The sequence below is a fragment of the Malaciobacter canalis genome (assembly GCF_008000835.1).
Classification (GTDB): domain Bacteria; phylum Campylobacterota; class Campylobacteria; order Campylobacterales; family Arcobacteraceae; genus Malaciobacter; species Malaciobacter canalis.
Window position 1 is genome coordinate 1,266,264 of sequence record NZ_CP042812.1, and the last position, 26,647, is coordinate 1,292,910.

Here is a 26,647-nt window from a genome sequence, read left to right on the forward strand (position 1 = left end):
AATTAATCACAAAAGGCGTTTTATTGTATAATACGCTTTCAAATAAAAGTTAAAGGAAATAAATGGAGCAATTACCAAACTGTCCAAAATGTAATAGCGAATATACTTATGAAGATGGAAGCTTACTTGTATGCCCAGAGTGTGCACATGAGTGGTCTTTAAATGATACACAAGAAGATGAAGATATTTTAGTTGTAAAAGATGCAAATGGTACACTTTTAAATGATGGAGATGATGTAACAGTTATAAAAGATTTAAAAGTAAAAGGAAGCTCTTCTGGTATAAAAGTTGGAACAAAAATCAAAGGTATTAGACTTGTTGATGGAAATGATGGTCATAATATTGATTGTAAGGTGCCAGGTGTTGGTGCAATAAAATTAAAACAAGAGTTTGTTAAAAAACAATAATTTAATATAGATGATTATTACCTTACCTAATTATATATTTGAAAATAAGCACTTATACCAAATAATAAATGACGACTCTGTTATTGCCTCAAAATCATCTATTTATAAAAAAGATATGATGTCTTTGAGAAATAGTATGCATTTGGTTATGTTATTAGTAAATGGTAGAAAGAGTTTGTGTTTAGATGATGGTGAAATTAGCATAGATGCAAATGATATATTATTTTTATCACAAGGAAATTATTTTATGGGAGAAATACTTGGTGATAAAAATGATTTTGAAGTAATATTAATATATTTTGATGATAAATATGTTTTTGATTTTATAAATAAATACAATATTTCTTTGCCTCAAACTGAACAAATCGATACTTTACATATAACTAGAGATAAGTATATGCAAGATTGTATTCAAATGCTTGATAAATATTTTGAAAGTGATATTAATAATTCTCTTGCTTTAGTTAAGTTAAAACTTGAAGAGCTTTTTTTGTATTCATTATCAAAAGATAAAAAGAAATTTATTTCTTTTTTAAATAAGATAATGAAAACAAAATCTTCAAGAACAAAATATATTTTAGAAGAAAACCTTGATATTATAAATAGTGTTGATGATATGTGCAAGCTTACTAGACTTAATTCAAAAGCTTTAAGAAAAGAGATGATTAGATTATATAATCAAAACCCAAAAGAGTGGCTAGATAAAAGAAGACTTTTACATGCAACTTTATTGCTTAAAAATAGTAAAGAAAGTGTATCAAAAATTGCAACTTCATGTGGATATTCAAGTGTTTCATGGTTTATCACACAATTTAAAAAATATTATAAAACTACCCCTTTACTTTATAGGGAACAAAACTTATAAATAAAGATACTTTTCTTATACATTATATTTTTACTTTTTCATATAATCATAAAAATTTAAAAGGATATTTATGAATAAAAATGAAAATAAAATGAAATATATTATTGGTATGATAATAGCAATGTTACTTTGGGGTATAGCTTGGACTTCAGGAAAAGCAGCTGTTGAACACTCAAATGCACAAGTTGCTTCTTTTTGGAGGTATTTTATAGCCTTTGTTGGGATGATACCTGTTGTTTTATATATGAAAAAATCTTTAAAAACTGATTTTTTAGGATATATTTATATAGTTTTAGGTGGTTTACTAAGTGCCTTATTTAGTTATCTTTTTTTTGCTGGATTAAGTCATGGAGATGCTGGATATGGAGGAACTATGTTTACATCTCTTGTGCCAATAATAACATATTTTTTATCAATGATAATTTTTAGTACAAAAGTATCATTAAAACAATTAATTTCTTTAGGAATTGGTATATTTGGTGCTATTATTTTACTTCGTATTCCTATGGAAGGATTAGACTTTTTGAACTTAAATAGTATATATTTTTTAATGTGTGCTCTTGTTTGGGCATTAGTTACAATAATAACTCAAAAAGTTTCAAATAAAGTAGATCCAATGTTTTATACTTTAGTTCTTTTTGGTGTAACTGCTTTTACAAATATGTTATTTGCTTTACCTTATCATCCTTTTGAAATAGCCTTGTATGATTCGATATTTTGGTTAAATATTGTTTTTATAGGACTTCTATCTGGAACATTTGCAATGACTATATTTTTTGTTTCAGCTAGTAAAATTGGTGCACACAATACTGCTGTATTTATGTTTGTTGTGCCTATTGGTGCTATAGTTTCAAGTTATTATGCATATAGTGAAAAAATTGCATTATCAACAATTATTGGTTGTTTACTCTCTTTAATTGCAGTTATTTTATCTAGTAAAAATCACAGATTAAAAAAAGTTAAATTAAAAATTACTTAGATAAAATTAGGTATTTAGTTAGTTTAATAAAAGGAGTTTTATGGAAAAAAATGAAAAAAAAGAGCTTATAAAAAAAATATTTTCAGAAATATTAGGTGCTTCTAGTGTAGATACTAAAATTATAGAAAAATATATCTCTTCTGATTATATACAAAATGTAGATGGTAATACTTTAGATTATGATGGCTTCATAAGTCATATGAAAAAACAAAAAGAGGTTATAGATTCTTTAGATGTTGATTTTTTGGCTATTGCACAAGATGGTGAAAATGTTTTTACAAATCACATAGTAACAGCTGTTAAAAAAGATAAAAGTATAGTAAAAGTAAAAGTTATAGCACAATTTGTAATCAAAAATAATTTATTAGTAAAGTGTGATGAACTAACACAAATGTTATCAGGAAAAGATGAGGATAAAGATATAGGTTCAAGACATTAAGTTTTGATGAAATACTTATAAAATAAACCACAAAATGTGGTTTATTTTATTGTAAGTCAATATTGTATTTTTTCAATAATTCTACCCAAACAAGTTTTTTGCCATCTTTATTAAAAAGAGTAGGTGTTCCTCTTATATTTAATTTTTGAGCAATAATCATCTGTTCTTCTAAACTCTTTTCAAGTTTTGCTAACTCATCTTTTGAGATTTTTCTATTTTTAAACTCTTTTGAATCAGCATTTGTATTTAACATAGCTTTGATTTTTTCTTCATTTGTTTTTTTACTCATAAAATATATAGATAAATCTCTTGCATTATTATGAAAACTTAATGGGAAGAAAAATACTCTAATTTTTACATGTTTTTCAAGTTTTGGAAAAAATGATTCAAGTTTTTTACAATATGGACATTCAGGATCAGTAAATAATACATACTCATCTTTTCCACTTCCATAAGTTAAAGCTTCTTTTCCAATTGTATTTGATAAATCAACAGGTAAAGTAATAGCATCACCACTATTTACATCCATTACATTTCCAGCAATTAGAACTTTTTTATCTTTTGTTAAAAATAATTCTTGAGGTTTTCCTTGAATTATTGAATCAAGTATATAAATACTACCCATATCAAAAGCTTTGCTAACTTTAATATCTGCTTTTTGTAGAAGATTTAAGTTATTGATTTGTTTTATCTCTTCTTTTGTAACTTCTTTTGGCTCATAAGCATTTAGCACACTAAGAAAAGAAAACACTAATAAACTTAATTTTAAGATTTTTGTCATATAAGTTCCTATTATATAAAATTTATCTGTGTATGATACACAAACTTTGTTTAGATTGTGTAAAAGAATAAGAAAAATTAATAATTTATAGTAAAAATTTGGCAATAATTATGTATATGTTAGTTGTGTTACAACAAAATTAAGAGCTAAAGATTTTTAAAAGAAGAGTTTTATTAGTTAATATATTTGAAGTTAGTATCCGTACTCTTCTTTAAGTTTGTCAATTTTGTTTCTTATTAAACTCTCTTTCCAACCATGTCTTCTTGCAAAATTAGAAATTTCTTTGTCTCTTTGCTCTTTATTGCAAAATACAAAGATTCTTTTAATAAAAGGTTTTGGTATTTGAATTGCTACCATTTGAAAATAATTGTCTTTACAATCTCTTGAACAAAAGACTTTACTTATTGATATTTTCTTTTGACAGTAGGGACAATGATTAGACATAAATATCCTTTTTTGTATTTTAAAATTTGGAGTATAACAAATAAACTTTAAATGCAACTAAGTTGCCAGCTAAATATTACAATAATTAATTAGTTTTGATATAAATCATATAAATATTTCATTTTTTTGTTTAAAATCTTAAAAATTTTAGAGGCTTGTATATGATTCAAAAATATTTTCACAGAATGAAATCAAAATCAAAAAGAGAATCAAGAAAACCTATAAGTAAAATCTTATGGTCGTTTATTGGTTCTTTTTTAGGAATATATTTTATTGCTATATTTGGAAAATGGTTCTCTATTGAAGATAGCTTTTTTCTACTTGGTTCCTTTGGAGCTTCTGCTGTACTTGTGTATGGAGCACCACAAGCACCTTTTTCACAACCACGAAATTTAATTGGTGGGCATATTTTATCTGCATTAGTCTCTGTTTGTGTTGTAAAAGTTTTTTTAGGAGTACTTTCTTTAGAAATATTGTGTGCTCTTAGTGTCTCTTTGTCTATATTGCTTATGCATTATAGTTGTACTATGCATCCTCCAGGTGGAGCAACAGCACTTATTTATGTAATAGGTAGTAATCAAATTCAAGACTTAGAGTGGTTATACCCTTTTACTCCAATTGCAATAGGTGCATTACTAATGCTACTTGTAGCACTATTTGTAAATAACCTATCGCAAAATGAAAAAAGGCATTATCCAACTTATTGGATTTAAAGTATCCTTGAAATTACATATGTAGTTAAAAAAGATACAACTATACCATAACCAACAATAGCAGTACTAAGTCTTGGTGCAAGACCAACCATAGCTGCTATTGCACCTGCTGTTATCATAGGTGACATACCAGCTTCTAATATTGAAACATCACTAGCTAAGGTGTGTTGCCAACCAAATAGTACTGCTACAAAATATGCAATTATTGGACCAATAATTAGTTTAATAATAAGTGCAATACTTAAAGGTTGTAAATCTGATTTTGGCATTTTAAATTTTAGTTGTAAACCAACTGCTACTAAAGCAACAGGAATAAGTGTATAAGAGAAATCTTTTAGTATACTAGTTACTAAAGGTGGAAACTCTACACCTAAAAAACAAAATGCAACAATAAGCGACATAAAAGGTGGAAAAGTAATTACTTTTTGAACAATAATTCTAGGTGTTGTTTTTTTATTATTTGAATATAATGCTGTAATTAATGTTCCATAAGTTGCAAGTGCTATAAATGTTCCTAATTGATCATAAATAATTACATAAGGAATAGCTTTTTCTCCTATGTAGGTATTTAATAAAGGAATACCAGCAATTGAACTATTTGATAAAACTGCTACTAAAAGCAAAGAACCTGTTATTTCTTTAGACCATTTGAAATATTTAGAAAAAAGTAGTACCACTCCAGCACTTAAAAGCATAACAAACCATGCAATTACAGCTGGAATAATAATATCAATTGAGATGTTTAGTTTTGGTACTTGCAATAGAATTATTGCAGGTAGTGAGATGTATATAATATATTGATTTAAAATTATTGGAGTCTCTTGAGAAAAAATCTTAAATTTTTGAAGAGCATATCCAATAAGTATAGCAATAATAATTAAAACGAAATTTTCCATTTTATTTACTATTTTGAGATTTTAAATTCTGCATCACACAGATTGTCATTTGTTAATTCACCATAATCTTCAACATATTTAATACCCCATTTATACATCTCTTTTAAAACGGGTTTAAGTTGTTCTCCTATTGGAGTTAAAGAGTAAACAACTTTTGGTGGTACTTCTGGGAAAACTTCTCTATTAATAATATTTTTTTCTTCTAACTCTTTTAATTTTACAGTTAGAGTTTTTTGTGTTATTTCTGCAATATCTTCATGTAAGTCTTTAAACCGTTTACTATTATCTAACAAATGCCAGATAACAGCTAATTTCCATCTATCGTTAAATATATCAAGAGTAACTGCTACTGAGCACTTATACTCTTTATTATTTATAAAATACATTATTAAATCCTTTAAAGATTGAAATTATAGCATAAAGTATATTAAACATCCTTACTTACCTAAAGTAAAGTAAGGGTAATTTAAGTTTATTACATATATAATTTTCAAAATATATTAGGAGAATTTATGAAAAATGTACTTATTATAAATGGACATCAAAGATATGATGAGATTGCTGAGGGTAAATTAACACAAACTTTTATAAATAAAGCACAAGATTTTTTTGAAAATAATAATTTTGAGGTAAAACATAGTGTTGTTGAAAGTGATTATAATATAAAAGAAGAATTAGAAAAATTTAAATGGGCAGATTATATTTTATTTCAATATCCAGTTTACTGGATGGGTGTTCCTTGGCTTACTAAAAAATATATGGACGAAATATTTTCAGGAGGAAATAATACAGTTACTTTTGTAAATGATGGAAGAAGTAGAAGTGATAGTAGTAAAAAGTATGGTAGTGGTGGATTAATGACAGATAAAAAATATATGCTTTCATTAACTTATAATTGCCCAAGTAGTGAATTTAATAATAAAGATGGTTTTTTTGATGGTTTAACTCTTGATGAAGCAAATGTAGCAGTACATAAAACTTTTCAATTTTGTGGTGCAAAACCACTTCAGACTTATGCAATTCATGATATTTTTAAAACGCAATTAGATATAAATAGTGAATTAAAGAAATTTGAAGATATACTAACAAAAAATTTTTTATAGGATAAAAAATGGAAAATATTATAGTTATTGCAAAGATTAAAATAAAACCAGAGTTTGAAAAAGAAGTTTTCAATGAACTTACAAAACTTCATAAACAAACACATGCAAATGATGATGGTTGCATAAAATACGATTTACATAAAGATTTAGAAGAAAAAAATAGTTATACTTTTATAGAGATTTGGGAAAGTAAAGAGGATTTAACAATACATGAAAATAAACCTCATTTTAAAGAGTTTTTAGTAAATATTGAAGATAAACTAGAAAATGTAGAAATTAATAAATTAGAAAAACTAGCAATATAAGGAGATAAAGTGATTAAAGAAGAGTTTTTAAAAGCGATGGATTTTAGACATGCTTGTAAGGTTTTTGATGATACAAAAAAAATACCAGAAGAGGATTTGAAGTTTATTTTAGAAGTAGCTAGAAAATCACCTTCATCATTTGGTATGGAGCCTTGGAAATTTTTAGTAGTACAAAATCAAGAACTAAAAGAAAAAATTAGACCTACTTGTTGGAACCAAGTTCAAATTACATCATGCAGTGATTTAGTAATTGTTTTAGCAAAAATTGAAGATGTTAAAGTTGAAAGTGGTGTGCCTGAAAAAAGATTTGGAAGAAGACCAATGCCACAAGAAAAAAAAGATTTTTATATTAATCTTTATGCAAATCATTTAAAAGATACTTTAAGTAGTGATAAAAATATTTATGAGTGGACTGCAAGACAGACTTATATTGCAGTGGGAAATATGATGACAGCTGCTGCTGCTATTGGAGTTGACTCTTGTCCTATTGAAGGCTTTGAAAAAGATAAATTAGAGCAAATATTAGAACTTGATACTACAAAATATCAAGTAGCTATGGTTTTACCTTTTGGATATAGATTAAATGAACAATCTGATCAGTTAAGACTAAGCTTTGATGAAGTAGTTGAATTCGTAAAATAAAAGAGAATTTCTCTTTTATTTTATTCTCTCTTTCTCTTTTTGAACTTTTTGTATGATTTTATCAAAATCTTCTTTACTAGTCATATTCTCAAATATTTTTTTTAAATGATATTTTGTACTATTTTCATAAATTAATCTTTTTTGTTTTTTTGTAGTTTCCAAATTTAAGATATCACCGTCATTTAGTAATTGAATATTATATTTGCTATTTAACTCTTCAAGCTCTTTTTTTATCTCTTTTACATAAGATGGCTTAAGATGATTTATGTATATACAAATATCATCTCTTTTTAATTTTTCTAGTTCTTCTAGTAAATCTTTTAAGGTTAAATGATTACTTTTTTTAGCAATATTTGCAAGGCGAGAGGGAAATGAAACATCAATTATTAAAGTTTTTATAAATTTATTTAGATTTAATTCTTCCCAAATAGTATCACATTTATATGTATCTGCTGTAAAAAGTACTGCATGATTTTTCTTTTTTACTACATATCCACAGCTAGAAATTGTATGATTTGTCTTAATTGCTTTAATAGAAAAATTATCAAATTTTATTGTTTCATTTGCTTTTATTTCTATAAATTCTATTGCTTTTAATTTTCTATTTATGAGATTAATTTGTGAAAAATCTGGCCATATATCAAAATTAAAAAGATGTTTTTTTAGATGAATTATTGTTTCTTTTAAAGCATAAATTTTAATAGGTATTTCTTTCTTTTCAAAAAATGCATCTATTAAAAAAGGTATATCAACAATATGGTCAAGATGGGAGTGTGTTAAAAATATTTTATTGATATATTTGGCATCTTTTCCTATTCCTTTTAATATATTTCCTGCATCAATTGTAGTATGCTTATCTATTTGAACACTGGTGTTATTTATATCAACACCTTTGCCTCCATAAGCTCCAAGAATTCTAATACTCTTTTCTAGCATTTTACACCTTATTTTAAAACTAAAATATTATAACTAAGTTTATGTGATAGTAAGTTTATTGTATTTTTGTATACTCTTATTGCTATTAAGAAAACTACAAAATGTAATAAAATTAAATTTATTATACAAACTGTATTTAAGAAATGTATATTATATATTATCTGCTAATTTTGTAGAACTTAAAAAAGATGCTTCAATATTTTTACTATAAAAGTAATCTCCACATATTCCAAGAGATTGTTTTTTGTCAAAAATAAAATCTTTTTTGAGATGATTTTTTGCAAAAGCATATTTCCATAAATGAGGTAAAATTATAAAATTTTTATCAATTTCAATATGAAGTTTTTTTAGTTTCTTAATTACTTTTTCTTCTAGTTTTTCTTTTGTTTTTTCATTGTTTTTTGTGGAAAAAGATTCATTTGCATGTAATACAAAACTACTAAAATTATCATAATTATACTTCTTTGAATTATCAATAATTTTTTTAAATAAATTGATATTTTTTAATCCCTTATGAAGTGACAAGTTTTTATTACCATATAAAATTAAAGTGAAAATACTATCATATTTTATTGATGATAAATCTTGTTTTATGTGTTCATTTAAGTTTATGTTTAACTCTAAAATTTGAACAGCAGGAATTGTAATAAGTAAGATATCAAAATCTTGATAGATATTGTTTTGAGTGTCGATTAAACTCCATTTTTTATTTTCATATTTACAAGTTGTAATTTTTATATTTGTTTTTAAATCTTCTTTATTTATTAAAGAAGAACAAACTTTATTTATTCCTTTTGTTGGTATATAAAATTTCTTATATTTTTTTAATATTTTTTCTTTTACTAATCTATTAGAAAAATCAATAAAATTTTGATTTTTTGCTTCAAAGTATGGTGTTCCATGGTCACAAAAATTATCATTTATATATTTTGTGCTTAATCTTCCACCTGTGCCTCTTGATTTTTCAAAAATAGTAATTTGATGATTTTTTTTTATGAGTTTATTGTATAGTAAACATCCACTAAATCCAGCACCAACTATTGCAATATTCATAAAAAACCTTTTTTATTTAAGTTTATCACTTAAAAAAGGTTTTTTGTATATAAATAATGTGTTTTAAAATAACTTAGTATTCTTCTTTTTTACCAACAAAATTATTTTTCTTCACATTTTTCACAACTGATATTGCAATATCAGATGCTTCTACTGCAATATCATGTGTTTGACTTGCAACACTTGCATTTTCTTGTGTTTGCTTATCAAGGCTATTTAATCCATCATTTATTTGGCTTATTCTTTGAGTTTGTTCAGCTGATGCAGTTTGGATATTTTGTATAATTGATACAGTTTTTTGTACATTTTCATTAAGATTGTTATATCCATCAATCATAGAAAAGGCTATTTTTTTACCTTCGTTTGATTTCAAAGTTGCAGTTTCTACAATTTGTTTAATTTTATTTGCAGCTTCAGCACTTCTACTTGCTAAACTTCTTACTTCTTGTGCAACAACAGCAAAACCTTTACCCGCTTCTCCAGCAGTTGCAGCTTCTACTGCTGCATTTAAACTTAAAATATTTGTTTGGAATGCTATTTGATCGATTAGTGTAATAGCTTCTTTTATACCCTCAACTTGATTATTTATCTCTTCCATTGATTTTGTTGTTTTATTTGCAAGCTCTTTACCTTCATTTGAAGAGTTAGATAAAATCTTTGCATTTTGTGACATCTCTTTTATATAAGAGTTTGTAGCAGAGATGTTTTCACTTATTTCATCAACTGCTGCTACTGTTTCTTCAAGCCTTACAGCTCCATCATTTGATGATCTATTTAAGTTATCTACATTATTTAAAAGTGTATTTGAGCTATTTTTTAAAGTCAATCCTATATCTTGGCTAGTAACAAGCATTTTAGTGATTGACTCTTTTAAGCTATTTATTCCTTTTAAAAGTTTATCTAAATCTCCTTTTACATCTACATCTTTTAAATTTTGAGTATAATCATAATGGGTATACTTTTCTAATGTTTGTAGTATATCTTCAAAAATTGAAGCTTGTATATCTAAACTTTTGTTAACAGAATAAACAAATGTTTGAATTTGAGGATTCGCAGCAGTTGAGTTTATCCTATAATTAAAATATCCTTGTCTCATCTTATTTAATACAAGTACAGCCTCAGCAACACAAAGCATATCCTCTTCTAAATCATCATTTATTTGCTTCATATTTTTATTTGCCATTGTTGCTATTTTCCCAAACTCGTCATTTCCATGAACTTTTATATCTTCTATTTCATTTATTTCTCTGTTTATAAATTTCATAAATCGCTCAATTCCATAATAAATAGTTTCTGAAGATTTTGAAATATTTGAAAAAATATAAATAGCTAAAATAGAGATAAGTAAGATAACAATAAAAAGCATAACTATATTTTTATAAAAATAAAAAGATACTTCTTCATATTTTTTATTTATAATTGAAAATAAATTATTTGATAAATAATCATCAATAGTTTTAAGTATTTCAATTTTTTTAGTGATTGTATCAAACCAATATGTAGCTTCAATATCAAACTGTTTTGTTTTTAACTCTTTTATTGCATTAACAACTTTTTGATTATCTAGACTACTATCATTAGAGTTTTGTGATAGAGTAGAGTAGTTTGAAAACCTATTTTGTATAGTATTTAAAAGATTAGTCTCTCTGTTTGATATTTTAAAATCATTTTTATAATCTTTTATTAAAGTTTCAAGCTCTTTTATTTTGCTTTGTACTTTATTTTTATAAGATATATTTTTAGTTAATTCATAATTTTTGATATTATGAATAATTCCCTCAAATCCTATTATCTCTTCAATGGAGATGATATATTTTAATTTATCTTGTGAATGTATTAAAATATCTCTAATATCTTCTACTTTGCTTACTGAAGAATCATTTAAAGCTTGCTTGGCATAAGAGAGGTTTTCTTTTTTTGAGTAAATTTCAAATTCATTCATATAGTTTTTTTGAGCAGAGATTAAGCTTGTAAACAAACTTAGCATATTATCTTTAAATGTACCCTCAATTAGGACATTTGAACCAATGGCTCTTTCAACTCCTGCTTTTTCTTTTGCCATAAGAAAATTATAATAAGCAAGAATTTGTCTTGTTAGTTCTGAATCTTTTGATATAGCAGAACTTCTAGCAATAAATTTGAGTAAATTTGAGTTTAAATTTGAATAATAATCAAGTACTTCTTTTGTTGATATTTGCATACTTTTTGCAAGATTTCTTTTGCTTTTTATATTAGTTAAACTATTAAAAAACTCTTCAAGTAGCTCAAGATTTGTATTATCAAGAAAATTTTTATTTAAAGTTTTATAACTATTTTTTAAAATCTCTATTTTTTCATCACTATTTTGTATTTGATTTCTTATTTCATTTTTAAAGTTTTTACCATTACTACTTATAAAAGATACAAAAATACCTCTTTCTTTTTGCAGTTCATGAATAGTAAGTGAAATATCTGAATCAAAGTTTATTATCTGTTTTAAAGTGCCATACTCTTGCTTGTATTTATACTCTTGATAGATAAAAGAAAGCCCTAAAACTATAATAAAAAACATAGGAGTTAAAACAAGAATACTTAATTTTGTTTTTATTGATAAATCTTTAAATTTCATAAAAATCCTTTACTTCATTGTTTTGTAAATTTTTGAGTATTTTTCAATTTCATCTCTTGAGGCTTTTCTTCTACAAGAGATGTAGCCGGTTGTGCCATCACATGAAGTAAAGGGGTATACTGTTGCATATACCCAATAGTATTTGCCAGTTTTTGATTTGTTTTTTACAAAACCTTTCCATTTTTTACCTGATTTTACAGTGCTCCAAAGCTCATCAAAGGCTTTTTCAGGCATATCTGGATGTCGTACGATATTATGATGTTGTCCTATTAATTCATCTAAGGAGTATTCAGAAAATTTGCAAAACTCATCATTTGCAAACTTTATTATACCTTGTTCATTAGTTTCTGAAACTAAAAAAGATTTAATGTCAAGCTCAATTTCCAATTCATTGTTATTAAAACTCATTTAATATCCCTTTTGTTAATATAAAGATATTTTAGTAATTTAACTAGAATAGTTTTCTTAAATTATTAAGTACATTTATTATCTTACCATAAAATTATGCTTAACTCATAAAAATTAACTATTTATATAAAATTTTTATTAATGAAAGGGTAAATAGTATTATTGCAATCTCTTTTAAATCTTTGTCAACTAATAGCATGAAAATTGAAGTTATCATAAAAGAAATAGATATTAAATATGGTTTAAAATATGAGTGCAATTCCTTTTTTAAAAACTCTAGTTGATTTTTTGAAATCTCGACTTTTAATTCACCTTCACTTGCTTGTTTTAGTGTAGATTTAAAATCTTTTATAGTAAATGGAATATCTTTTATTTCATCTATTAGTGTTTCAATAATAGAGTCTTTAGCTCCTAATGCTTTTGGTAAATTTTCTTGCAAAATTGGTAATATATCTTTTATTCCATTGAAATTTTCAATATATGTAGTTCCTAAACCTTCAATAATTGCACTAACTCTTAAAATATAAATTGCATCACTTGGAAGTTTAAAAGGTAAATCTCTTGTACCCTCAAGTACTTCAAAAGCCAACTTTTGCATAGATTCACTATCTAAATTATTGTTTGAAAAAATTTCAAACATTTTACTTGTAAATACTGCAAGCTCAGAAGTAGGGGCTTCATATGCTATTGTTCCAAGTCTTTTACTAGCACTAATATATAACTCATAATCTTGTTCATTTGCAGCTTTTATAAGCTCAATTATGGCAATTCTTGTATCATTTGGTACTGTTTTTACCATTCCAAAATCTAAAAGAATTATTTCACTATTTTGTGTGATTAGTAAGTTTCCAGGATGAGGATCAGCATGGAAATAACCTTTTATAAGCATTTGTTCAGTATAAAAACTAACTAAATTGGCAATTATTTCATTGAAATCTATATTATTTTTTAAAATAGTTTCTTTATCATCAAATCTAAAGCCCTCTTCAAAACTCATAACCAAAGCATCATCACTTGAAAACTCTTCATAAGGTTTTGGGAATTTTATTTTACTGTCTTTATATGTGTTTGAAAATTTCTTTAAATTTTGAAGTTCATTATTTAAACTTACTTCTTGCACAATCATTGAAGAAAACTCTTTTATAACAGACTCAATTGAGTTTTTTGTATAGTGTGAAAATAAAGGTTTAAATATAAAGTTAAAAAAGTTAATTATTTTAATATCAGCTAGAACTCTTTGTTTTATTCCCTCTCTTCTTAATTTTACAGCGACTTTTTCACCACTATTTAAATAAGCTATATGAACTTGACCAATAGAAGCAGAAGCAATAGGTTCATTGTTAAACTCTTTAAAATTATCATTTACAAATGCTCTTTTAAAAACTATTTCAAAATCTTTTTTTGGCATTGAAGGAAGTTTATCATGTAACTCTTTTAATTCATCAAGATACTCTTGACTAAAAAAATCAGCCCTTGTAGCTAAAACTTGGGCAAGCTTAATAAAACTTGCTCCTAAGTCAATAATAGTATGTTTAAACTCTTTAGGAGCAAGAGGTTTCAGTGCTAAAAAGCTATCTTTTTTCTTAATCACAAGATAAGTCGTAAGTAAAAATCTAAAGACTTTATAAACTCTTTTATATGAGTAAAGATTAATGTTTTTTAGAAAAGTTACTATTTTAGTTCCTTTTTTAGCTGTTCTAAATCATCTTTTGTAACAAGTCCTAATTCACTAATGGCTTCTTTGATACTTTTTTTAAGTTGTTCTTTGAACTCTTCATCATGCTCTTTACCTTTTTTTTCCAAAGACTCAATAAAACCTTTAATGTCACCTTTATCTATCTTACCTTTTTCTTCTAATTTTTTTAGTTCATCTTCAACTTTATCTTTCAAAAGTGCAGTAGCTCCAATTCCTGTATAAATTAACTCTTTTAACATCTTTCTTCCTTTTTATTTTATTATATCAGCTTATTTAAATTATTGGTATAAAAATTTTGTCAAATAATCACCATGGACCTTGAAATCTATCTGGCTTATGATAAAGCTTTTTTTTGTGTTTAGTGGCTTTATTTTGTACTCTTTTTCTCCATCTATCATAAGCTTTTTTACTAATCAATTTTCTCATTTTATTTTTTACTTGATTTTCTGTTAATCCATATTGTAAATAAATAGCATCAAAGGTTGTTCTATCTTGCCATGCCATTTCAATAAGTCTATTTAGATCGTACTCTTGCATATCTTTATCAAGAGCTCTTTTTTTTAAAATCACTTTATCTATTTTTCTTTTTTCCATAATTACTCTTGTATAGTCCAAATTAATTTATTTGTAGCAAAGCCTAATTTTGGAAGTTTTTCTAAAATTTTATTTGTAATATTTTTATCTAATTTTGGTGTTCTTGATAAAATCCATAAATATTCCCTTGAAGGAGTTCCTATAACCGCATATTTGTAAGAATCATCAAGCATCAAAACCCAATAATCACCATAAAAAGGTCTAAAAAAACTCACCTTTAATTTGCTATTAGATTCATTTGTAGCATAAGCTATGCCAGTTGCACTGCTTTTTTTATTTGTATCTATTTTCGTACATTTATTTACTACTTTTAAACTATTATCTTCATTTAAAGAGTAATTAGCAGTTACATTTTTACATCCTTTTTCAAAAAAATGCTCATATCTTGCAATCTCATACCATGTGCCTAAGTACTTGTTTATATTTACACTATTTACAGTTTTTAAGTGGGGATGTTTTGTAAAACACCCCGTAAAGATAAATAGCACAACAATAAATAAAATATTTCTAATCATACAAATATACTTTATTGTAAAATTAGCAAAATATTAAAATGTGCAGCAAGCCAAGTTACTGATAAAATTGAAAGTTGAATTAAATTTTCCATTGTGTTTCCTTTATTTGTTGTTTACTTTTGCTTTTATAAAAAAGATTGAAGAGACTAAACTCACTATTGAAAGTGAAACGATAATCATTAAAATTTGTGGTATATCTTGCATTTTTAATCCTTTTTTAATTATTTTATCATTTTAATAGAACTAAAAAATTATTAGTATACATTTTGTGTAACTTAATAGCTTAATTTAGTAAATTTTTATTAAACAATAAAATAATATAGAATATAAACTTTAACAATAATTAATAATGATTATCAATATAATTTTAAAGCAGTAATTTAGTTTTTAAACTCTGTCATATAAGTTCTATAAAGTAAAGGAACAAGAGTTTTTTGAAGTTTCTCATTTTTTCTTGATTCTATACTTACAGCTTCAAAGAATCTATTCCATAATTTTTTAAATTTTTCTTCATCTTTTGATAAATTTGGCTCTTCAAATGAAGCAATATTTTCTACTTTTATAGAAGTTTCATCTTTAATAAATGCAAGTTTTCTATTTATATCATGGATTATATAGTTTTGATTGTTCAATCTTTTATAGAAGTGTTTTCCTAGAAAATAGCAAAGATTAAATCTACTTTCAAGTTTTGCATACAAAGTTTTATCTTCAAGCTCTTCAAATCTTAAAAAACCACTCATTTTATGATTTGCCCTAAATAGTTGTTTTTCAAGATTTTGTATATAAAAGATTGAACTATTATTAATATTAAAAAGTTCATTTTTATCTTTAAAACCTATGATTATGAAATTTAGTAAGTGAAGTTCAAAATCATCATTATCACACATGAAAATATTTAAAATAGTTTGAAAAGCTCTCTTTGTAAATCTTTTTTTTATAGCTTCAAGAACTTTTGTAGCTTTTATTTCATTGCTTTGAATTTGCTTTATTTCTTCAAGTATTAAGTTATTTGGTCTTTCTTTCAATATTGAGTTTGGTTTTAGTTTTTCATAATAAACATCATAAACTAAAGTTAAAAAGCCCTCAAAGGTTTTATCATAAATTAAAATCATAATTCCCCCGTAATTGCACTATAATCTATATCAAACAGTGAGGGTTGAATAACTCTTTTTTTAGGTGGCTTTATAATGGCTTGTTTTATGGTGTCACTACAAAAGGATACTTTAGCACAATATTTACCCTTACAAGTTATAAAATATTGAGCTCTTTTAATTGATATTTTTAGCTTTTTTAAATCTTCAAAATCTAAACTTTTAAATTTCCTAGCTTTTAGTATTTTAAATACACCTCGAACACCAATCCCTGGAATTCTAAGAAGTTCATCTTTACTTGCTTTATTTATTTCCATTGGGAAATAGCTTAAGTTATGCAGTGCCCAAGAAGTTTTAGGGTCAAGTTCTTCATCAAGATTTGGAAACTCTTCACTTACTATTTCATCATAAGAAAAATCATAAAATCTTAAAAGCCAATCTGCTTGATACAATCTATGTTCTCTAAGTAAAGGAGGTTTATTTACGATTGCTGGAAGATTTCTATCATCATTTACAGGAATATAAGCACTATAATAAACTCTTTTTAATAAAGCCTTATCATATAAAACTGAGCTTAGTTTTAAAATATCTTTATCACTTTCAGGTGTTGCACCAATAATTAATTGAGTACTCATACCTATTGGTTTTGTATCATTTTCTAAACTTTTATCTCTTGCATGTTTAAGAGGTTGTAGTATTTTTTCTTTGCTTTTATTTGGTGCAAGTATTTTTAGTGATTTGTCACTTGGAAGCTCTATATTTGAACTTACTCTATTTGCCAATGCTACAACTTCATCAATAAGTCTATTATCAGCTCCAGGTATTAATTTCACATGGATATAACCATTGAAATGATACTCATATCTTAATATTTTGAGTGTTCTTAATATCAAAGTCATTGTATGGTCTTCATTGTCAATTATTCCAGAACTTAGAAAAAGACCTTCAATATAGTTTCTTTTATAGAAGTTGATTGTAATATCAGCAAGTTCTCTAGGAGAAAATGCAGCTCTTTTTATGTCATTGCTTTTTCTATTTATGCAATAAGCACAATCATAAATACAAAAATTTGTAAGAAGTACTTTAAGTAATGATACACATCTTCCATCTGCTGTAAAAGTATGGCAAATACCGCTATTGTGAGTTGCTCCAAGTTCACCTGTTTTATGATTGTTTTCACTTCCACTAGAACTGCAACTAACATCATATTTAGCACTATTAGCTAAGATTTGCATCTTTTCATATATATCTTTTTTCATAATACTATTTTATATGATTTTTAAAATTTTTTTAAAAAACATTACAATTTGCAATGTAATTTAAGTAGATAATCTTCAGCAATATTTAGATGGCTGTGAAGTTTTTCTTTTGACATCTTTTCAAGAAGTGAAAGTTGCATTTTCATTCTAGGATTTGTTTTAAATAAATGTCCATGTTTATATAAAAATCTCCAATAAAGTGCATCTAAAATAACACACCAACTCTCTTTTTTACTATAATCACTCATTTTTATTAAATAATTAGAACTACAAATATAAGGTTTTGTAGTAATACTTCCTCCATCACTATATCCACTCATAGCATATACATTTCCTACCATTACCCAGTCATATGCATCAATAAAATTTTCCATAAAATATTTATATATTTCATCTGGGTGTATCTCTAATAAAACAAATATATTTCCTAAAACCATAAGTCTTTCTATATGATGTGCATATGAGGTTTGTTTTAGTTTTTTTACTACATCATCAAGTATTGTTATTCCACTATTTGCTTCAATTATAGCTTTTGGCATAGAGTTTTTAAAGTTAAAAAAGTTAGAGTTTCTAAGTTTTACTCCATCATCTTGATAGATTCTTAACATAAACTCTCTCCAGCCGATTATTTGTCTAATAAAGCCTTCTTTTGCATTATAAGGTGCTTTTGCTTTTAAAGAACCTTGTATTACATCCTCTAAACTTAAAAGTCCAATATTTAAACTGCTTGAAATATTTGAATGAAAAAGATACTCTAAACCATCTTTTTTAGTAATAGCATCTTGGTAATTTCCAAAATTGTCAAATTTTTCCTTAAAAAAATACTCAAGCTGAATTTTAGCTTCTTGGAAAGTCACAGGATAGTTAAAGCTATCTATTTGTCCAATAGAGTCAAATTTTTCACAATAGTGTTTAGCCTCTTTTATATATTTATTATCATAAGATAAAGTTGCAGGAATAAATATATCTTTTGGAAGTTTTTTTCTATTTTCACTATCAAAGCTATATTTACCATATAAAGGCTTTCCATCCTCATTCATAAATATATTTAACTCTTTTCGTCTATTTGCATAAAAGTTATGTAAAAATTTACTTTTATCATCAACATTTAAAAAGTTTGGGTTTTTCAAAGTTTTTATATTTTTAAAGTTTTTATATATTTTCTTTTCTAAATAATCATCAAAAAGTTCATATATATATACTTCTTCATTTTTATACTTTTGTAAATAACTCTCTTCTTCAAAATATTCAACATCAATACTGTTATTTTGTAAGTAGTTTTCATAAAACTTCATACTAGCTCTATGTAAAACTAGCTTTTGAATATGAAAGTTATATTGAGTAAAAAACAAAGGCTCTTCTACTAAGATAACTTTTTTATTTTTTAAGTTTTCAATGTTTTCAAATAATTGATGAGGATAAATTAAAAAAAGTTTCATATTTGTCTAATAATCTCCGCTGCTGGTTTTGCAAAGTAGTAACCTTGTGCATAATCAAGTCCTATACTTTTAAGAGTAGCTAATTCGTAAGGTGTTTCAACTCCTTCTGCTAATATTTTAATATCATTTTCCATAGCAAGGTTTCTTAAAGCTTTGTAAACTGAACGCTTCATCTCATCTTTGTCAATATTATTTATGATATTTCTATCAACTTTTATAATATCAGGTTTCAAGTCAATTATCATATTTAAAGATGAGTATCCCTCTCCTACATCATCAAGAGCAATTAAAAAGCCTTGTTCTCTATAGTAGTTTAAAATTGTTTTTAAATGTTCTGTATCTTTTACTTTTTGTGTTTCAACTACTTCAAAAACAATATTTTTAGGATCAAACTCTAATTGATTTGCCCATTTTACAGTAGAGGCAAGACAAAATTTTGGGTCATAAATAGTTGTAGGAATAAAGTTAATAAATACTTTTGCATCAACTTTTTTAACAGCTGTTGTTTTTAAAGCATTTTCTCTACACAATCTATCAAAATTAAAATCCATATCATTTCTAGCAGATTTTTCAAACAGCACATCAGGATATACTAAATCACCATTTGGCATCACACCTCTTACAAGTGCTTCATATCCAAAAATAGAGTTGTTACTCATATCAATTATAGGTTGAAAATGAGAAGTAATACTTTTATTTTCTAATATATCAAAAAATGTCTTATCTTCAATAAAATTTAAAAATTTTTCTAAAGGTTTTGCAGATAAAATAGTACTAAAAGATAGTTTGTGTTGTTCATTTTCTACATATACTTTTATCTCTTTTAACTCAAGTGAATTAAAATATGCTTTTAATGCATCAAAATTCTCTTCAAAAAATTGTTTTGGGTTATTTACTTCAAGTGATACTATATTCTCTTCAAGTTTAAAATCCAGCGATAATTTTTGTAAAAATTGGGAAAATTTTCTAGTAAGTTCAGGTACAAGAGAAATAAAATGAAGATTACTTTTTTGTTGACATATTTTAAATGTTTGTGTACATTTACATTTCATTTGAAATCCTTTTAAAGTAGTTTGAATAAAATTTTGATTGTTCTTTTATATTATTACTCTTCCAAATATCACTAATAACTGCTATCATATCAGGATTTTGTAACATAACAGTGTCAATGTTTTTATTATTTATTCCACCAATGGCACATACTGGAATACTTAACTCTTCTTTTGCTTGAGATAATATTTTTAGGGGAATAGTTTTTGATTTTGGCTTAGTAGGTGAGTTAAACATAGAACCAAAGGCTACATAATCTACTTTTAAATTTTGCATCTTTTTTGCTTGAGCTATACTATCATAGCAAGATACCCCAAGAATACCTTTGAAGTTTTTTCTTATAAACTCTATATTCTCATAATCACTTTTACCCACATGTAAACCATCACATTGAAGTTTTATAGCAAGTTTTACTCTATCATTTAGTATAAATTTTGCTTTATAGCTTCTACATATGTTTTGTATATCAAGTACTAGTGATTCAATTTGTTCATCATTACTTATTTTATCTCTTAGTTGAACTATTTTCGCGCCACCGTCAAGTGCATTTTTTATACTTGCTAGTACACTATCTTTTGGTGTCAATCTATCATCAGTAATTACATATAAACCATTTAACATAAAAATCCTTTATATTGAAAGTTTATAGTAATTATTGATTAGTTTGTAGGTTATTTTTAGTGTTTAATTTTTAAATTACAACCTATATTTGCCATTCCACAAGAGTAAATACTACTTGTGACTATTCCATCTACTTTAAGTTTTGCGTAGTTTTCTACATTTGATAGATTAATTCCTCCTGCAACAAGTAATTTAATATGGGGATAATTACTATTTTTATAATTTACAAGTTTTTCTATCTCATCTAAAGGCATTTTGTCAAGTTGTATAACATCAGCTTTATATTTCATAAGATTTTTTGCATCTTTTAATGTTTCTGATTCTATGATTACTTTCTTTTCTGGTAGTTGTTTTTTAAAGTTAGTTATTTGTTCATAAAACTCTTCATTTGAACTATATAGTTTTCTATGGTAATCAAAAAATAGTATTGATTCACTAAGCCCTAATCTATGAGGCAATGCACCTCCACAAAGTATAGCTTTAATGCACATTTTTTTACTAAATGGAATAGTTTTTCTTGTAGTTAATAATTCACAAGTACTATTATGTTGTTTGATGATTTTTAGCATATTATTTGTTTGTGTAGCAATTTTACAGCTATACTCTAAAAGTACTTGAGAAAGCTTCAATGTTTGTTGAATATTTTCGTAAGTTCCTTTTATTTTTAGAATTACTTCACCTTTTTTAAGATTTGTTTTTGAGGGTTTAAACTCTTTTACTTTACATCCTAAAAGTTTTGCAATACTTGCTGCTTCTTCACTACAAGCAACTATAATATCTTCTCTTGTATATATTTCTAATGTGGCTTTTTTATCTTTGTTTGTTTGAATATAAGTAGTTAAATCTAAATAGGGTAAATCTTCATTTATATATTTGTATAGTTCTTCATTTGTTAAGTTAAACATTTTTTTCCTTTTAAATATGATTTGTTTTAGTTTGTAAAAAATTTAAGATGATAAAAAATATTAGTGATATAACTATTAGTATACCACTTAAAATAAGTGCTAGATTATAATCTCCATCAAATACAGCATTATATATAGCAAGTGAAATAGTATCTGTTTTACCTATTATATTGCCTCCTAGCATAAGAGTTATTCCAACTTCTCCTAGTGCTCTGGCACAAGCTATTAATAAACATGCTAATAAACTCTTTTTTATAGAAGGTAAGATAATAAACAAAAATGTTCTTAATTTACTTTTACCACTTAAATATGAAGCTTCTACAATATTTTTTGGAAATTGCTCAATTGCAGATTGCAAAGGTTTTACCATTATAGGTAGACCTGCTATAAAACCTGCAATAACTAAACTAGAAAAAGAGAATATAAAAGATATATCAAATTTATAAAAGATACCACCAATTATACCATCTCTTCCAAGTAGTAAAAGCAAGAAAAAACCTATTGCAATTGGAGGAAAGATTAAAGGAAGAGTTACTATTGTATTAAGAAGCCATTTAAATCTAAAATTCTCTTTTGAAAGTAAAAAAGCTAAAAATACACCTATAGTAAGAAATAAAACTAGATTAAGCCCAACAGTTTTAGCACTTAAAAACAAAGGGTTGAAAATCGTAGAATAATCCATGTTTTATAGACCATATTGAGTAAAAATTTCTTTTGCTTCTTTTGTTTGTAAAAACTCTAATAACTCTTTACACTCTTTTTTACATGCTTTAGTAGAAGCTGCAACTATATCAATTTTTGAGTAGAGCTTTTTATCAATTTCAATATAACCACCAAGTTTTGATTTATTTGCTAATGCAGAAGTTAAATTTATAAAACCTGCATCAATTTCATTTGTTATTAAGTATGTTGTAACTTGTGGAACAGTAGCAGTGATAAAAAGTTTTTCATCTATATTAGAAAATAGTTTAGAATTATGAAGTATTTGCATTGCTGCAATTCCATAAATAGCCTTTTTAGGATGAGGCATTGATACTATTTTTATTTTATCTGATAATATTTCTTCAAGAGCGTTTATTTTTGTTTTTTTAGAGTAAGCAAGTACAGCTTTGCCTTCTCCTATTGAAGTATAATGAATAAAATCGATATTACTTTTATTTTGTAAGAAGTTTTTATCTCCTATAATTAAAGCTAAATCAGTATGTTTTGCTTGAGTACTAACTTGTCTCATATTGCCATAGAAAGCATCAATTTTTTTATTATATAGTTTCAGGATTTTTTGTATAGGTTTTTTATATCCTGCTCCTGCTGCAATTTTAAAATCACTTGCATTAGTTACTACAATAGATAAAACCAATGCTAATAATACTTTTTTCATAATAGTCCTTAGTTTGAAATACTTGGAGAGAAAGCCTTTGTACTTACTCTAACTTTTGAGCCAATTTGAAGATTTATAGTTTCATCTTCACTTAATACAACTTCTACAAGTTGTTGACCAATAGATATAATAGCTATATATATAACATCAACTTTTACAATATCTAAAAGCTCTCCCTCAAAAGAAAACTTTGCACTACCACTTGTTTTTAATAAAACATCTTTTGCATTACCATCTTTTATAATTTTTGCATCTTCTAAAACTATTACTCTATTACTTAATCTATAAATCTCACTTGGGTCATGACTTACCATGATTGTTGTAGTTTTAAACTCACGATGAAGTGTGAGTATCTCATCTTGAAGTTTAGTTCTCATAGATGGATCAAGTGCAGATAATGGCTCATCCATTAATAGAAGTTTAGGACGGTTCATCAAGGCTCTACATAAGCTAACTCTTTGTTTTTGTCCTCCACTTAAAGATGTAACATTTCTACTTTTAAGTTGTGATAGTTCAGTTAACTCTAAAAGATGATTTGCAAGTTTTTCATCTTTATTTACATATAAAAGATTCTGTTTTACACTCATATTAGTAAAGAGTGCATAATCTTGAAATACAAAACCAATCTCTCTTTGTTGAGGTGGTAAAAACTTTTTATCATCTTGCCAGATTTTATTATCAACTTTAATTTTACTTTCTGATTGCTCTAATCCTGCAAGTATTCGAAGTAGGGTAGTTTTACCACTTCCACTAAGTCCTGTAAGAGCAATAAAGTCACCATCATTTATATTAAGTTTAATATCTAGATTCATTTTTCCATTTGAACCAATTAACTCTTTATTTACTTCAATATCTATCATAAAAAACTCTTTTTTTGTTTTTGATTAAAAATATAAACACTTAAAAGCACTAAAAAACTAATTATTAGCATAATAGCACTATAAATATGTGCACTTTCATAATCCATAATTTCAACAAACTCATATATAGCAACAGAAGCTACTTTTGTTTCATCAGGAATACTTCCACCAACCATTAATACAACTCCAAATTCACCAACAGTATGAGCAAAAGTAACAATAAGAGCAGTTAATAGTGAGGGTTTTATATTTGGAAGTGCTACTTTAAATATAGTATAAAGTTTACTTTTGCCACTAATATAACTAGCTTCAAGCATATTTTTATTTATACTTTCAAAACCACTTTGTAAAGGTTGAACCATAAAAGGTAGAGAGTAAAAACAACTAGCAACAACTAATCCCGTAAAATTAAATACAAGTTTTATGCCAAACTGTTCATCAAAGAATGCTCCAATAGGAGAATTAAAAGATAATGCAACAAGAATATAAAAACCTAAAACAGAAGGAGGAAGTACTATTGGTAAGGCAGTTATTGCTTCTAAAATTGGTTTTATTCTTGATTTTGTTTGAGAAAGATACCAACTAAGAGGCAATGCTAAAGTAAACAAAATTAGTGTTGTTATAAAAGCTAATTTAAAAGATAAAATAAAAGGACCATACTCAATACTTGATAACAACTCAATCATTTAATACCTCTTTTATTGATAAGTCACTTGATTTAAATATCGCACTTACACAATCATCTTTTTTAAGATTGAGCCTTTTTGCTGATTTTGTAGTAATAATACTTGTAATAGTTGTATTTTTATGTTGTAATTTTAAACTTGTTAATAATTTCCCCATATCAAGTTTGATGATATCTGACTTTATAGAGTTTGCAAGGCTTATTTGACCTTGCAACTCTTTTGCAATAGCTACATTTGAAGCTTTAACAGTAAGTAAAACGTTTGTTCCAACTTCAATATTATGCAAATCTAAACTCATCATAGATAATGTTATATCAAAAAAACTAAACTCAACAATATTTAAATTGTCAAGATTATCAATTTTAGAAACTACTGCTTTGAACTCATTCATGGTACTAAATATCCAAATTTTTCAAATATTTTTTTTGCTTTTTTACTTAAAATAAAACTATAAAATGCCTTTACTTCACTATTGTTTTGAGCTTTTTTAAGAATTACAATACCTTGATTTATAGGTGTATAAAGTTTTGTGTCAACGCTATACCAATTAACTCCTTGTTTGTATTTACTCATCTTATCTGAAAATAAAGATGACTTAGCAATGAAGCCTATATCCGCGGCTGTTACACTATAAGCAACAGTTTGAGATATAGATTCTGCAAAAACAAACTTATTTTTTATCTGTTTATAAATCTTTGCATTTTTCATAGCTTCTACACTTGCAGTTCCATATGGTGCAGTTTTTGGGTTTGCAATTGCAATTTTTCTAATATCTTTTTGTTTTAAAAGTTCTATTCCTTTTGAAAAATCAATTTTTTTACTACTTAAAAATGCTAGTGAACCTTGTGCATAAACTAAAGGTCTTGTTACTGCCAAGTCATCTTTATAAAGTGCTTGTGGGTATTTCATATTTGCAGCCATAAATAAATCATATGGCGCTCCATTTTTTATTTGTGCAGTTAACTTTCCACTACTACCTAAAGTAACTTTTACATTTGTATTTGGATAAAGCTTATTAAACTCTTTTTTCAAATCATCAATTGCATAAGATACATTTGCTGCAACTGCTATATTTATATCTCCTGAAAATAGGCTACTTACTAAAAGTGCACTACCTAAAACTATCTTTTTTAACATCTGTTCTCCTTAATTTCCTAACATAATATCTGATGATTTTATCACGGCAAATACTTTTTGCCCAACTTTTAATTCAAGTTGTAAGGCTGCTTCTTTAGTTATTACTGAAGTGATTGTTTCATGAGTTGAAATTTCAAGTGAAACTTCACAACTTACTTCACTAAAGTTTAGAGTCTTTATCACTCCCTCAAGCTTATTTCTAGCACTAAATCCTAGAAGTTGGCTCGTTGCAATCATTACATTGTTTGATTTAAAAATAGCGATAATCTCATCTTCTACTTTTAAATCAAGTGCTGCTACACTATTTGTTGAAATATTAGAAACCATCTTTTGTGAACTTTTAGTTTTTAAAGTAATACTTGCATTAACATTGTCTTCAACAATTTTCTCTATTTTAACAGCTAATTGATTTCTTGCACTAATTTGCATTGATACCCTTTTTAGTGATTTTAGACTTCCCGTGTTAAAGTCAGTAAGGCTAGTAAGTTGTTTTAAAAACTTTTCATGCTCTTTTTGTAATATGGAATAAGTTTCAATAAGATTTTTACCATAATCTGTTAGTTTAGCTCCACCACCACCTTTTCCACCAGTCTCTTTTTCAACAACAATACTAGGACAAAGGTTATTTATACTATCAATTGCTTCCCATGCAGTTTTATAACTCATAGGTATAGTTTTTGCAGCTTTACTAATAGAACCCTCTTTTTCAATTGCTTGTAAAAGTTTAATTCTTTTTTCTAATAAAAAAGGAGTATCAAGATTTAGAAGTGTTAGTGATGAATCAAATTGCATCAAATTCCTTATGTATTTAAGTATATAACGATAAAATATTATCGT

At 26.0% G+C, this 26,647-nt stretch carries 33 protein-coding genes; 8 read left to right on the forward strand and 25 right to left on the reverse strand.

Going from position 1 to position 26,647, the window contains the following annotated elements:
- Positions 1–62: 62 nt before the first annotated feature.
- The 4 genes from ACAN_RS06400 to ACAN_RS06415 all read left to right on the forward strand — a co-directional run bounded on the left by ACAN_RS06400 (position 63) and on the right by ACAN_RS06415 (position 2,690).
- On the forward strand, positions 63–407 hold the full coding sequence (locus tag ACAN_RS06400) for a zinc ribbon domain-containing protein YjdM (RefSeq protein ID WP_079578894.1): 345 nt from the start codon (positions 63–65) through the stop codon (positions 405–407).
- Between the two features lie 10 nt (positions 408–417).
- Positions 418–1,272 carry a helix-turn-helix domain-containing protein gene (locus ACAN_RS06405; protein WP_099335129.1) on the forward strand — a complete coding sequence of 285 codons (855 nt, stop codon included), beginning with the start codon at positions 418–420 and terminating at the stop codon, positions 1,270–1,272.
- 70 nt (positions 1,273–1,342) lie between these two features.
- On the forward strand, positions 1,343–2,251 hold the full coding sequence (locus ACAN_RS06410; RefSeq protein ID WP_099335130.1) for a DMT family transporter: 909 nt from the start codon (positions 1,343–1,345) through the stop codon (positions 2,249–2,251).
- Between the two features lie 40 nt (positions 2,252–2,291).
- Positions 2,292–2,690: a hypothetical protein gene (locus tag ACAN_RS06415; RefSeq protein ID WP_099335131.1), complete on the forward strand. Its 399-nt coding sequence runs from the start codon at positions 2,292–2,294 to the stop codon at positions 2,688–2,690.
- Between the two features lie 46 nt (positions 2,691–2,736).
- On the opposite strand, the gene ACAN_RS06420 is transcribed toward ACAN_RS06415, so the two are convergent.
- Both ACAN_RS06420 and ACAN_RS06425 read right to left on the reverse strand, forming a co-directional pair.
- Positions 2,737–3,471: a thioredoxin fold domain-containing protein gene (locus ACAN_RS06420; protein ID WP_099312656.1), complete on the reverse strand. Its 735-nt coding sequence runs from the start codon at positions 3,469–3,471 to the stop codon at positions 2,737–2,739.
- Positions 3,472–3,663: 192 nt separating this feature from the next.
- On the reverse strand, positions 3,664–3,915 hold the full coding sequence (locus ACAN_RS06425) for a DUF2116 family Zn-ribbon domain-containing protein (RefSeq protein ID WP_079578907.1): 252 nt from the start codon (positions 3,913–3,915) through the stop codon (positions 3,664–3,666).
- A gap of 161 nt (positions 3,916–4,076) precedes the next feature.
- On the opposite strand from ACAN_RS06425, the gene ACAN_RS06430 reads away from it, so the two are divergent.
- Entirely contained in the window at positions 4,077–4,628 is a 552-nt protein-coding gene (locus ACAN_RS06430; RefSeq protein WP_196778784.1) for an HPP family protein, read from the forward strand.
- On the opposite strand, the gene ACAN_RS06435 is transcribed toward ACAN_RS06430, so the two are convergent.
- Together ACAN_RS06435 and ACAN_RS06440 are read right to left on the reverse strand one after the other, a co-directional pair.
- The gene (locus ACAN_RS06435) at positions 4,625–5,524 is read right to left on the reverse strand and encodes an AEC family transporter (RefSeq protein ID WP_099335132.1); all 900 of its coding nucleotides are present in this window, start codon (positions 5,522–5,524) and stop codon (positions 4,625–4,627) included. The genes ACAN_RS06430 and ACAN_RS06435 overlap by 4 nt on opposite strands.
- Before the next feature lie 8 nt (positions 5,525–5,532).
- Positions 5,533–5,910 (reverse strand): winged helix-turn-helix transcriptional regulator, encoded by a 378-nt coding sequence (locus ACAN_RS06440; protein WP_079578911.1) that lies wholly within the window; start codon positions 5,908–5,910, stop codon positions 5,533–5,535.
- A 126-nt stretch (positions 5,911–6,036) separates the two neighbouring features.
- On the opposite strand from ACAN_RS06440, the gene ACAN_RS06445 reads away from it, so the two are divergent.
- The 3 genes from ACAN_RS06445 to ACAN_RS06455 are packed head-to-tail and all read left to right on the forward strand — an operon-like array spanning position 6,037 to position 7,574.
- Complete coding sequence (locus tag ACAN_RS06445; RefSeq protein ID WP_099335133.1) at positions 6,037–6,627, forward strand: NAD(P)H-dependent oxidoreductase; 591 nt, start codon at positions 6,037–6,039, stop codon at positions 6,625–6,627.
- 8 nt (positions 6,628–6,635) lie between these two features.
- Entirely contained in the window at positions 6,636–6,932 is a 297-nt protein-coding gene (locus tag ACAN_RS06450) for a putative quinol monooxygenase (RefSeq protein ID WP_099335134.1), read from the forward strand.
- Between the two features lie 36 nt (positions 6,933–6,968).
- Positions 6,969–7,574 carry an NAD(P)H-dependent oxidoreductase gene (locus tag ACAN_RS06455; protein WP_409454908.1) on the forward strand — a complete coding sequence of 202 codons (606 nt, stop codon included), beginning with the start codon at positions 6,969–6,971 and terminating at the stop codon, positions 7,572–7,574.
- 15 nt (positions 7,575–7,589) lie between these two features.
- Here ACAN_RS06455 and ACAN_RS06460 read toward each other — a convergent pair whose 3' ends face one another.
- From ACAN_RS06460 to ACAN_RS06555, 21 genes are all read right to left on the reverse strand, one after another.
- Positions 7,590–8,510, reverse strand: a complete 921-nt coding sequence (locus tag ACAN_RS06460) for a 3',5'-cyclic-nucleotide phosphodiesterase (RefSeq protein ID WP_099335135.1) — start codon at positions 8,508–8,510, stop codon at positions 7,590–7,592.
- Between the two features lie 150 nt (positions 8,511–8,660).
- Positions 8,661–9,563 carry an NAD(P)-binding protein gene (locus ACAN_RS06465; RefSeq protein WP_099335136.1) on the reverse strand — a complete coding sequence of 301 codons (903 nt, stop codon included), beginning with the start codon at positions 9,561–9,563 and terminating at the stop codon, positions 8,661–8,663.
- Between the two features lie 73 nt (positions 9,564–9,636).
- Positions 9,637–12,171 carry a methyl-accepting chemotaxis protein gene (locus ACAN_RS06470; RefSeq protein ID WP_099335137.1) on the reverse strand — a complete coding sequence of 845 codons (2,535 nt, stop codon included), beginning with the start codon at positions 12,169–12,171 and terminating at the stop codon, positions 9,637–9,639.
- Between the two features lie 9 nt (positions 12,172–12,180).
- Complete coding sequence (locus tag ACAN_RS06475; protein ID WP_099335138.1) at positions 12,181–12,579, reverse strand: PAS domain-containing protein; 399 nt, start codon at positions 12,577–12,579, stop codon at positions 12,181–12,183.
- Between the two features lie 118 nt (positions 12,580–12,697).
- On the reverse strand, positions 12,698–14,233 hold the full coding sequence (locus ACAN_RS06480) for an ABC1 kinase family protein (RefSeq protein WP_165773083.1): 1,536 nt from the start codon (positions 14,231–14,233) through the stop codon (positions 12,698–12,700).
- Positions 14,234–14,250: 17 nt separating this feature from the next.
- The gene (locus tag ACAN_RS06485) at positions 14,251–14,514 is read right to left on the reverse strand and encodes an Hsp70 family protein (RefSeq protein ID WP_079578925.1); all 264 of its coding nucleotides are present in this window, start codon (positions 14,512–14,514) and stop codon (positions 14,251–14,253) included.
- A 67-nt stretch (positions 14,515–14,581) separates the two neighbouring features.
- Positions 14,582–14,869 (reverse strand): TIGR03643 family protein, encoded by a 288-nt coding sequence (locus ACAN_RS06490; RefSeq protein ID WP_099335139.1) that lies wholly within the window; start codon positions 14,867–14,869, stop codon positions 14,582–14,584.
- 2 nt (positions 14,870–14,871) lie between these two features.
- Entirely contained in the window at positions 14,872–15,384 is a 513-nt protein-coding gene (locus ACAN_RS06495) for a lipocalin family protein (protein ID WP_099335140.1), read from the reverse strand.
- Between the two features lie 380 nt (positions 15,385–15,764).
- Positions 15,765–16,496, reverse strand: coding sequence for a TIGR03915 family putative DNA repair protein (locus tag ACAN_RS06500; RefSeq protein WP_099335293.1), 732 nt, complete (start codon positions 16,494–16,496; stop codon positions 15,765–15,767).
- Positions 16,493–17,734 (reverse strand): putative DNA modification/repair radical SAM protein, encoded by a 1,242-nt coding sequence (locus tag ACAN_RS06505; RefSeq protein WP_099335294.1) that lies wholly within the window; start codon positions 17,732–17,734, stop codon positions 16,493–16,495. The genes ACAN_RS06500 and ACAN_RS06505 overlap by 4 nt, the downstream gene beginning before the upstream one ends.
- A gap of 41 nt (positions 17,735–17,775) precedes the next feature.
- Entirely contained in the window at positions 17,776–19,173 is a 1,398-nt protein-coding gene (locus ACAN_RS06510) for a cryptochrome/photolyase family protein (RefSeq protein ID WP_099335295.1), read from the reverse strand.
- Entirely contained in the window at positions 19,170–20,225 is a 1,056-nt protein-coding gene (locus tag ACAN_RS06515; RefSeq protein WP_099335296.1) for an EAL domain-containing protein, read from the reverse strand. Before ACAN_RS06515 ends, ACAN_RS06510 begins: the two co-directional genes overlap by 4 nt.
- Entirely contained in the window at positions 20,215–20,844 is a 630-nt protein-coding gene (gene thiE, locus ACAN_RS06520) for a thiamine phosphate synthase (RefSeq protein ID WP_099335297.1), read from the reverse strand. Before thiE ends, ACAN_RS06515 begins: the two co-directional genes overlap by 11 nt.
- Positions 20,845–20,900: 56 nt before the next feature.
- Positions 20,901–21,749 carry a ModD protein gene (gene modD, locus ACAN_RS06525; protein WP_099335298.1) on the reverse strand — a complete coding sequence of 283 codons (849 nt, stop codon included), beginning with the start codon at positions 21,747–21,749 and terminating at the stop codon, positions 20,901–20,903.
- Positions 21,750–21,759: 10 nt separating this feature from the next.
- Positions 21,760–22,431 (reverse strand): molybdate ABC transporter permease subunit, encoded by a 672-nt coding sequence (gene modB, locus ACAN_RS13970; protein ID WP_170233023.1) that lies wholly within the window; start codon positions 22,429–22,431, stop codon positions 21,760–21,762.
- A gap of 3 nt (positions 22,432–22,434) precedes the next feature.
- Positions 22,435–23,127 carry a molybdate ABC transporter substrate-binding protein gene (modA, locus tag ACAN_RS13975; protein ID WP_170233024.1) on the reverse strand — a complete coding sequence of 231 codons (693 nt, stop codon included), beginning with the start codon at positions 23,125–23,127 and terminating at the stop codon, positions 22,435–22,437.
- A gap of 8 nt (positions 23,128–23,135) precedes the next feature.
- A complete protein-coding gene (locus ACAN_RS06535) occupies positions 23,136–23,987 on the reverse strand; it encodes an ABC transporter ATP-binding protein (RefSeq protein WP_099335299.1) in 852 nt (283 codons plus the stop codon).
- Positions 23,984–24,673, reverse strand: a complete 690-nt coding sequence (modB, locus tag ACAN_RS06540; protein WP_099335300.1) for a molybdate ABC transporter permease subunit — start codon at positions 24,671–24,673, stop codon at positions 23,984–23,986. Before modB (ACAN_RS06540) ends, ACAN_RS06535 begins: the two co-directional genes overlap by 4 nt.
- Entirely contained in the window at positions 24,666–25,064 is a 399-nt protein-coding gene (locus ACAN_RS06545; RefSeq protein ID WP_099335301.1) for a transporter, read from the reverse strand. Before ACAN_RS06545 ends, modB (ACAN_RS06540) begins: the two co-directional genes overlap by 8 nt.
- A complete protein-coding gene (gene modA / locus ACAN_RS06550; protein ID WP_099335302.1) occupies positions 25,061–25,810 on the reverse strand; it encodes a molybdate ABC transporter substrate-binding protein in 750 nt (249 codons plus the stop codon). The genes ACAN_RS06545 and modA (ACAN_RS06550) overlap by 4 nt, the downstream gene beginning before the upstream one ends.
- Before the next feature lie 9 nt (positions 25,811–25,819).
- A complete protein-coding gene (locus tag ACAN_RS06555; RefSeq protein ID WP_099335303.1) occupies positions 25,820–26,602 on the reverse strand; it encodes a TOBE domain-containing protein in 783 nt (260 codons plus the stop codon).
- Positions 26,603–26,647: the final 45 nt, after the last annotated feature.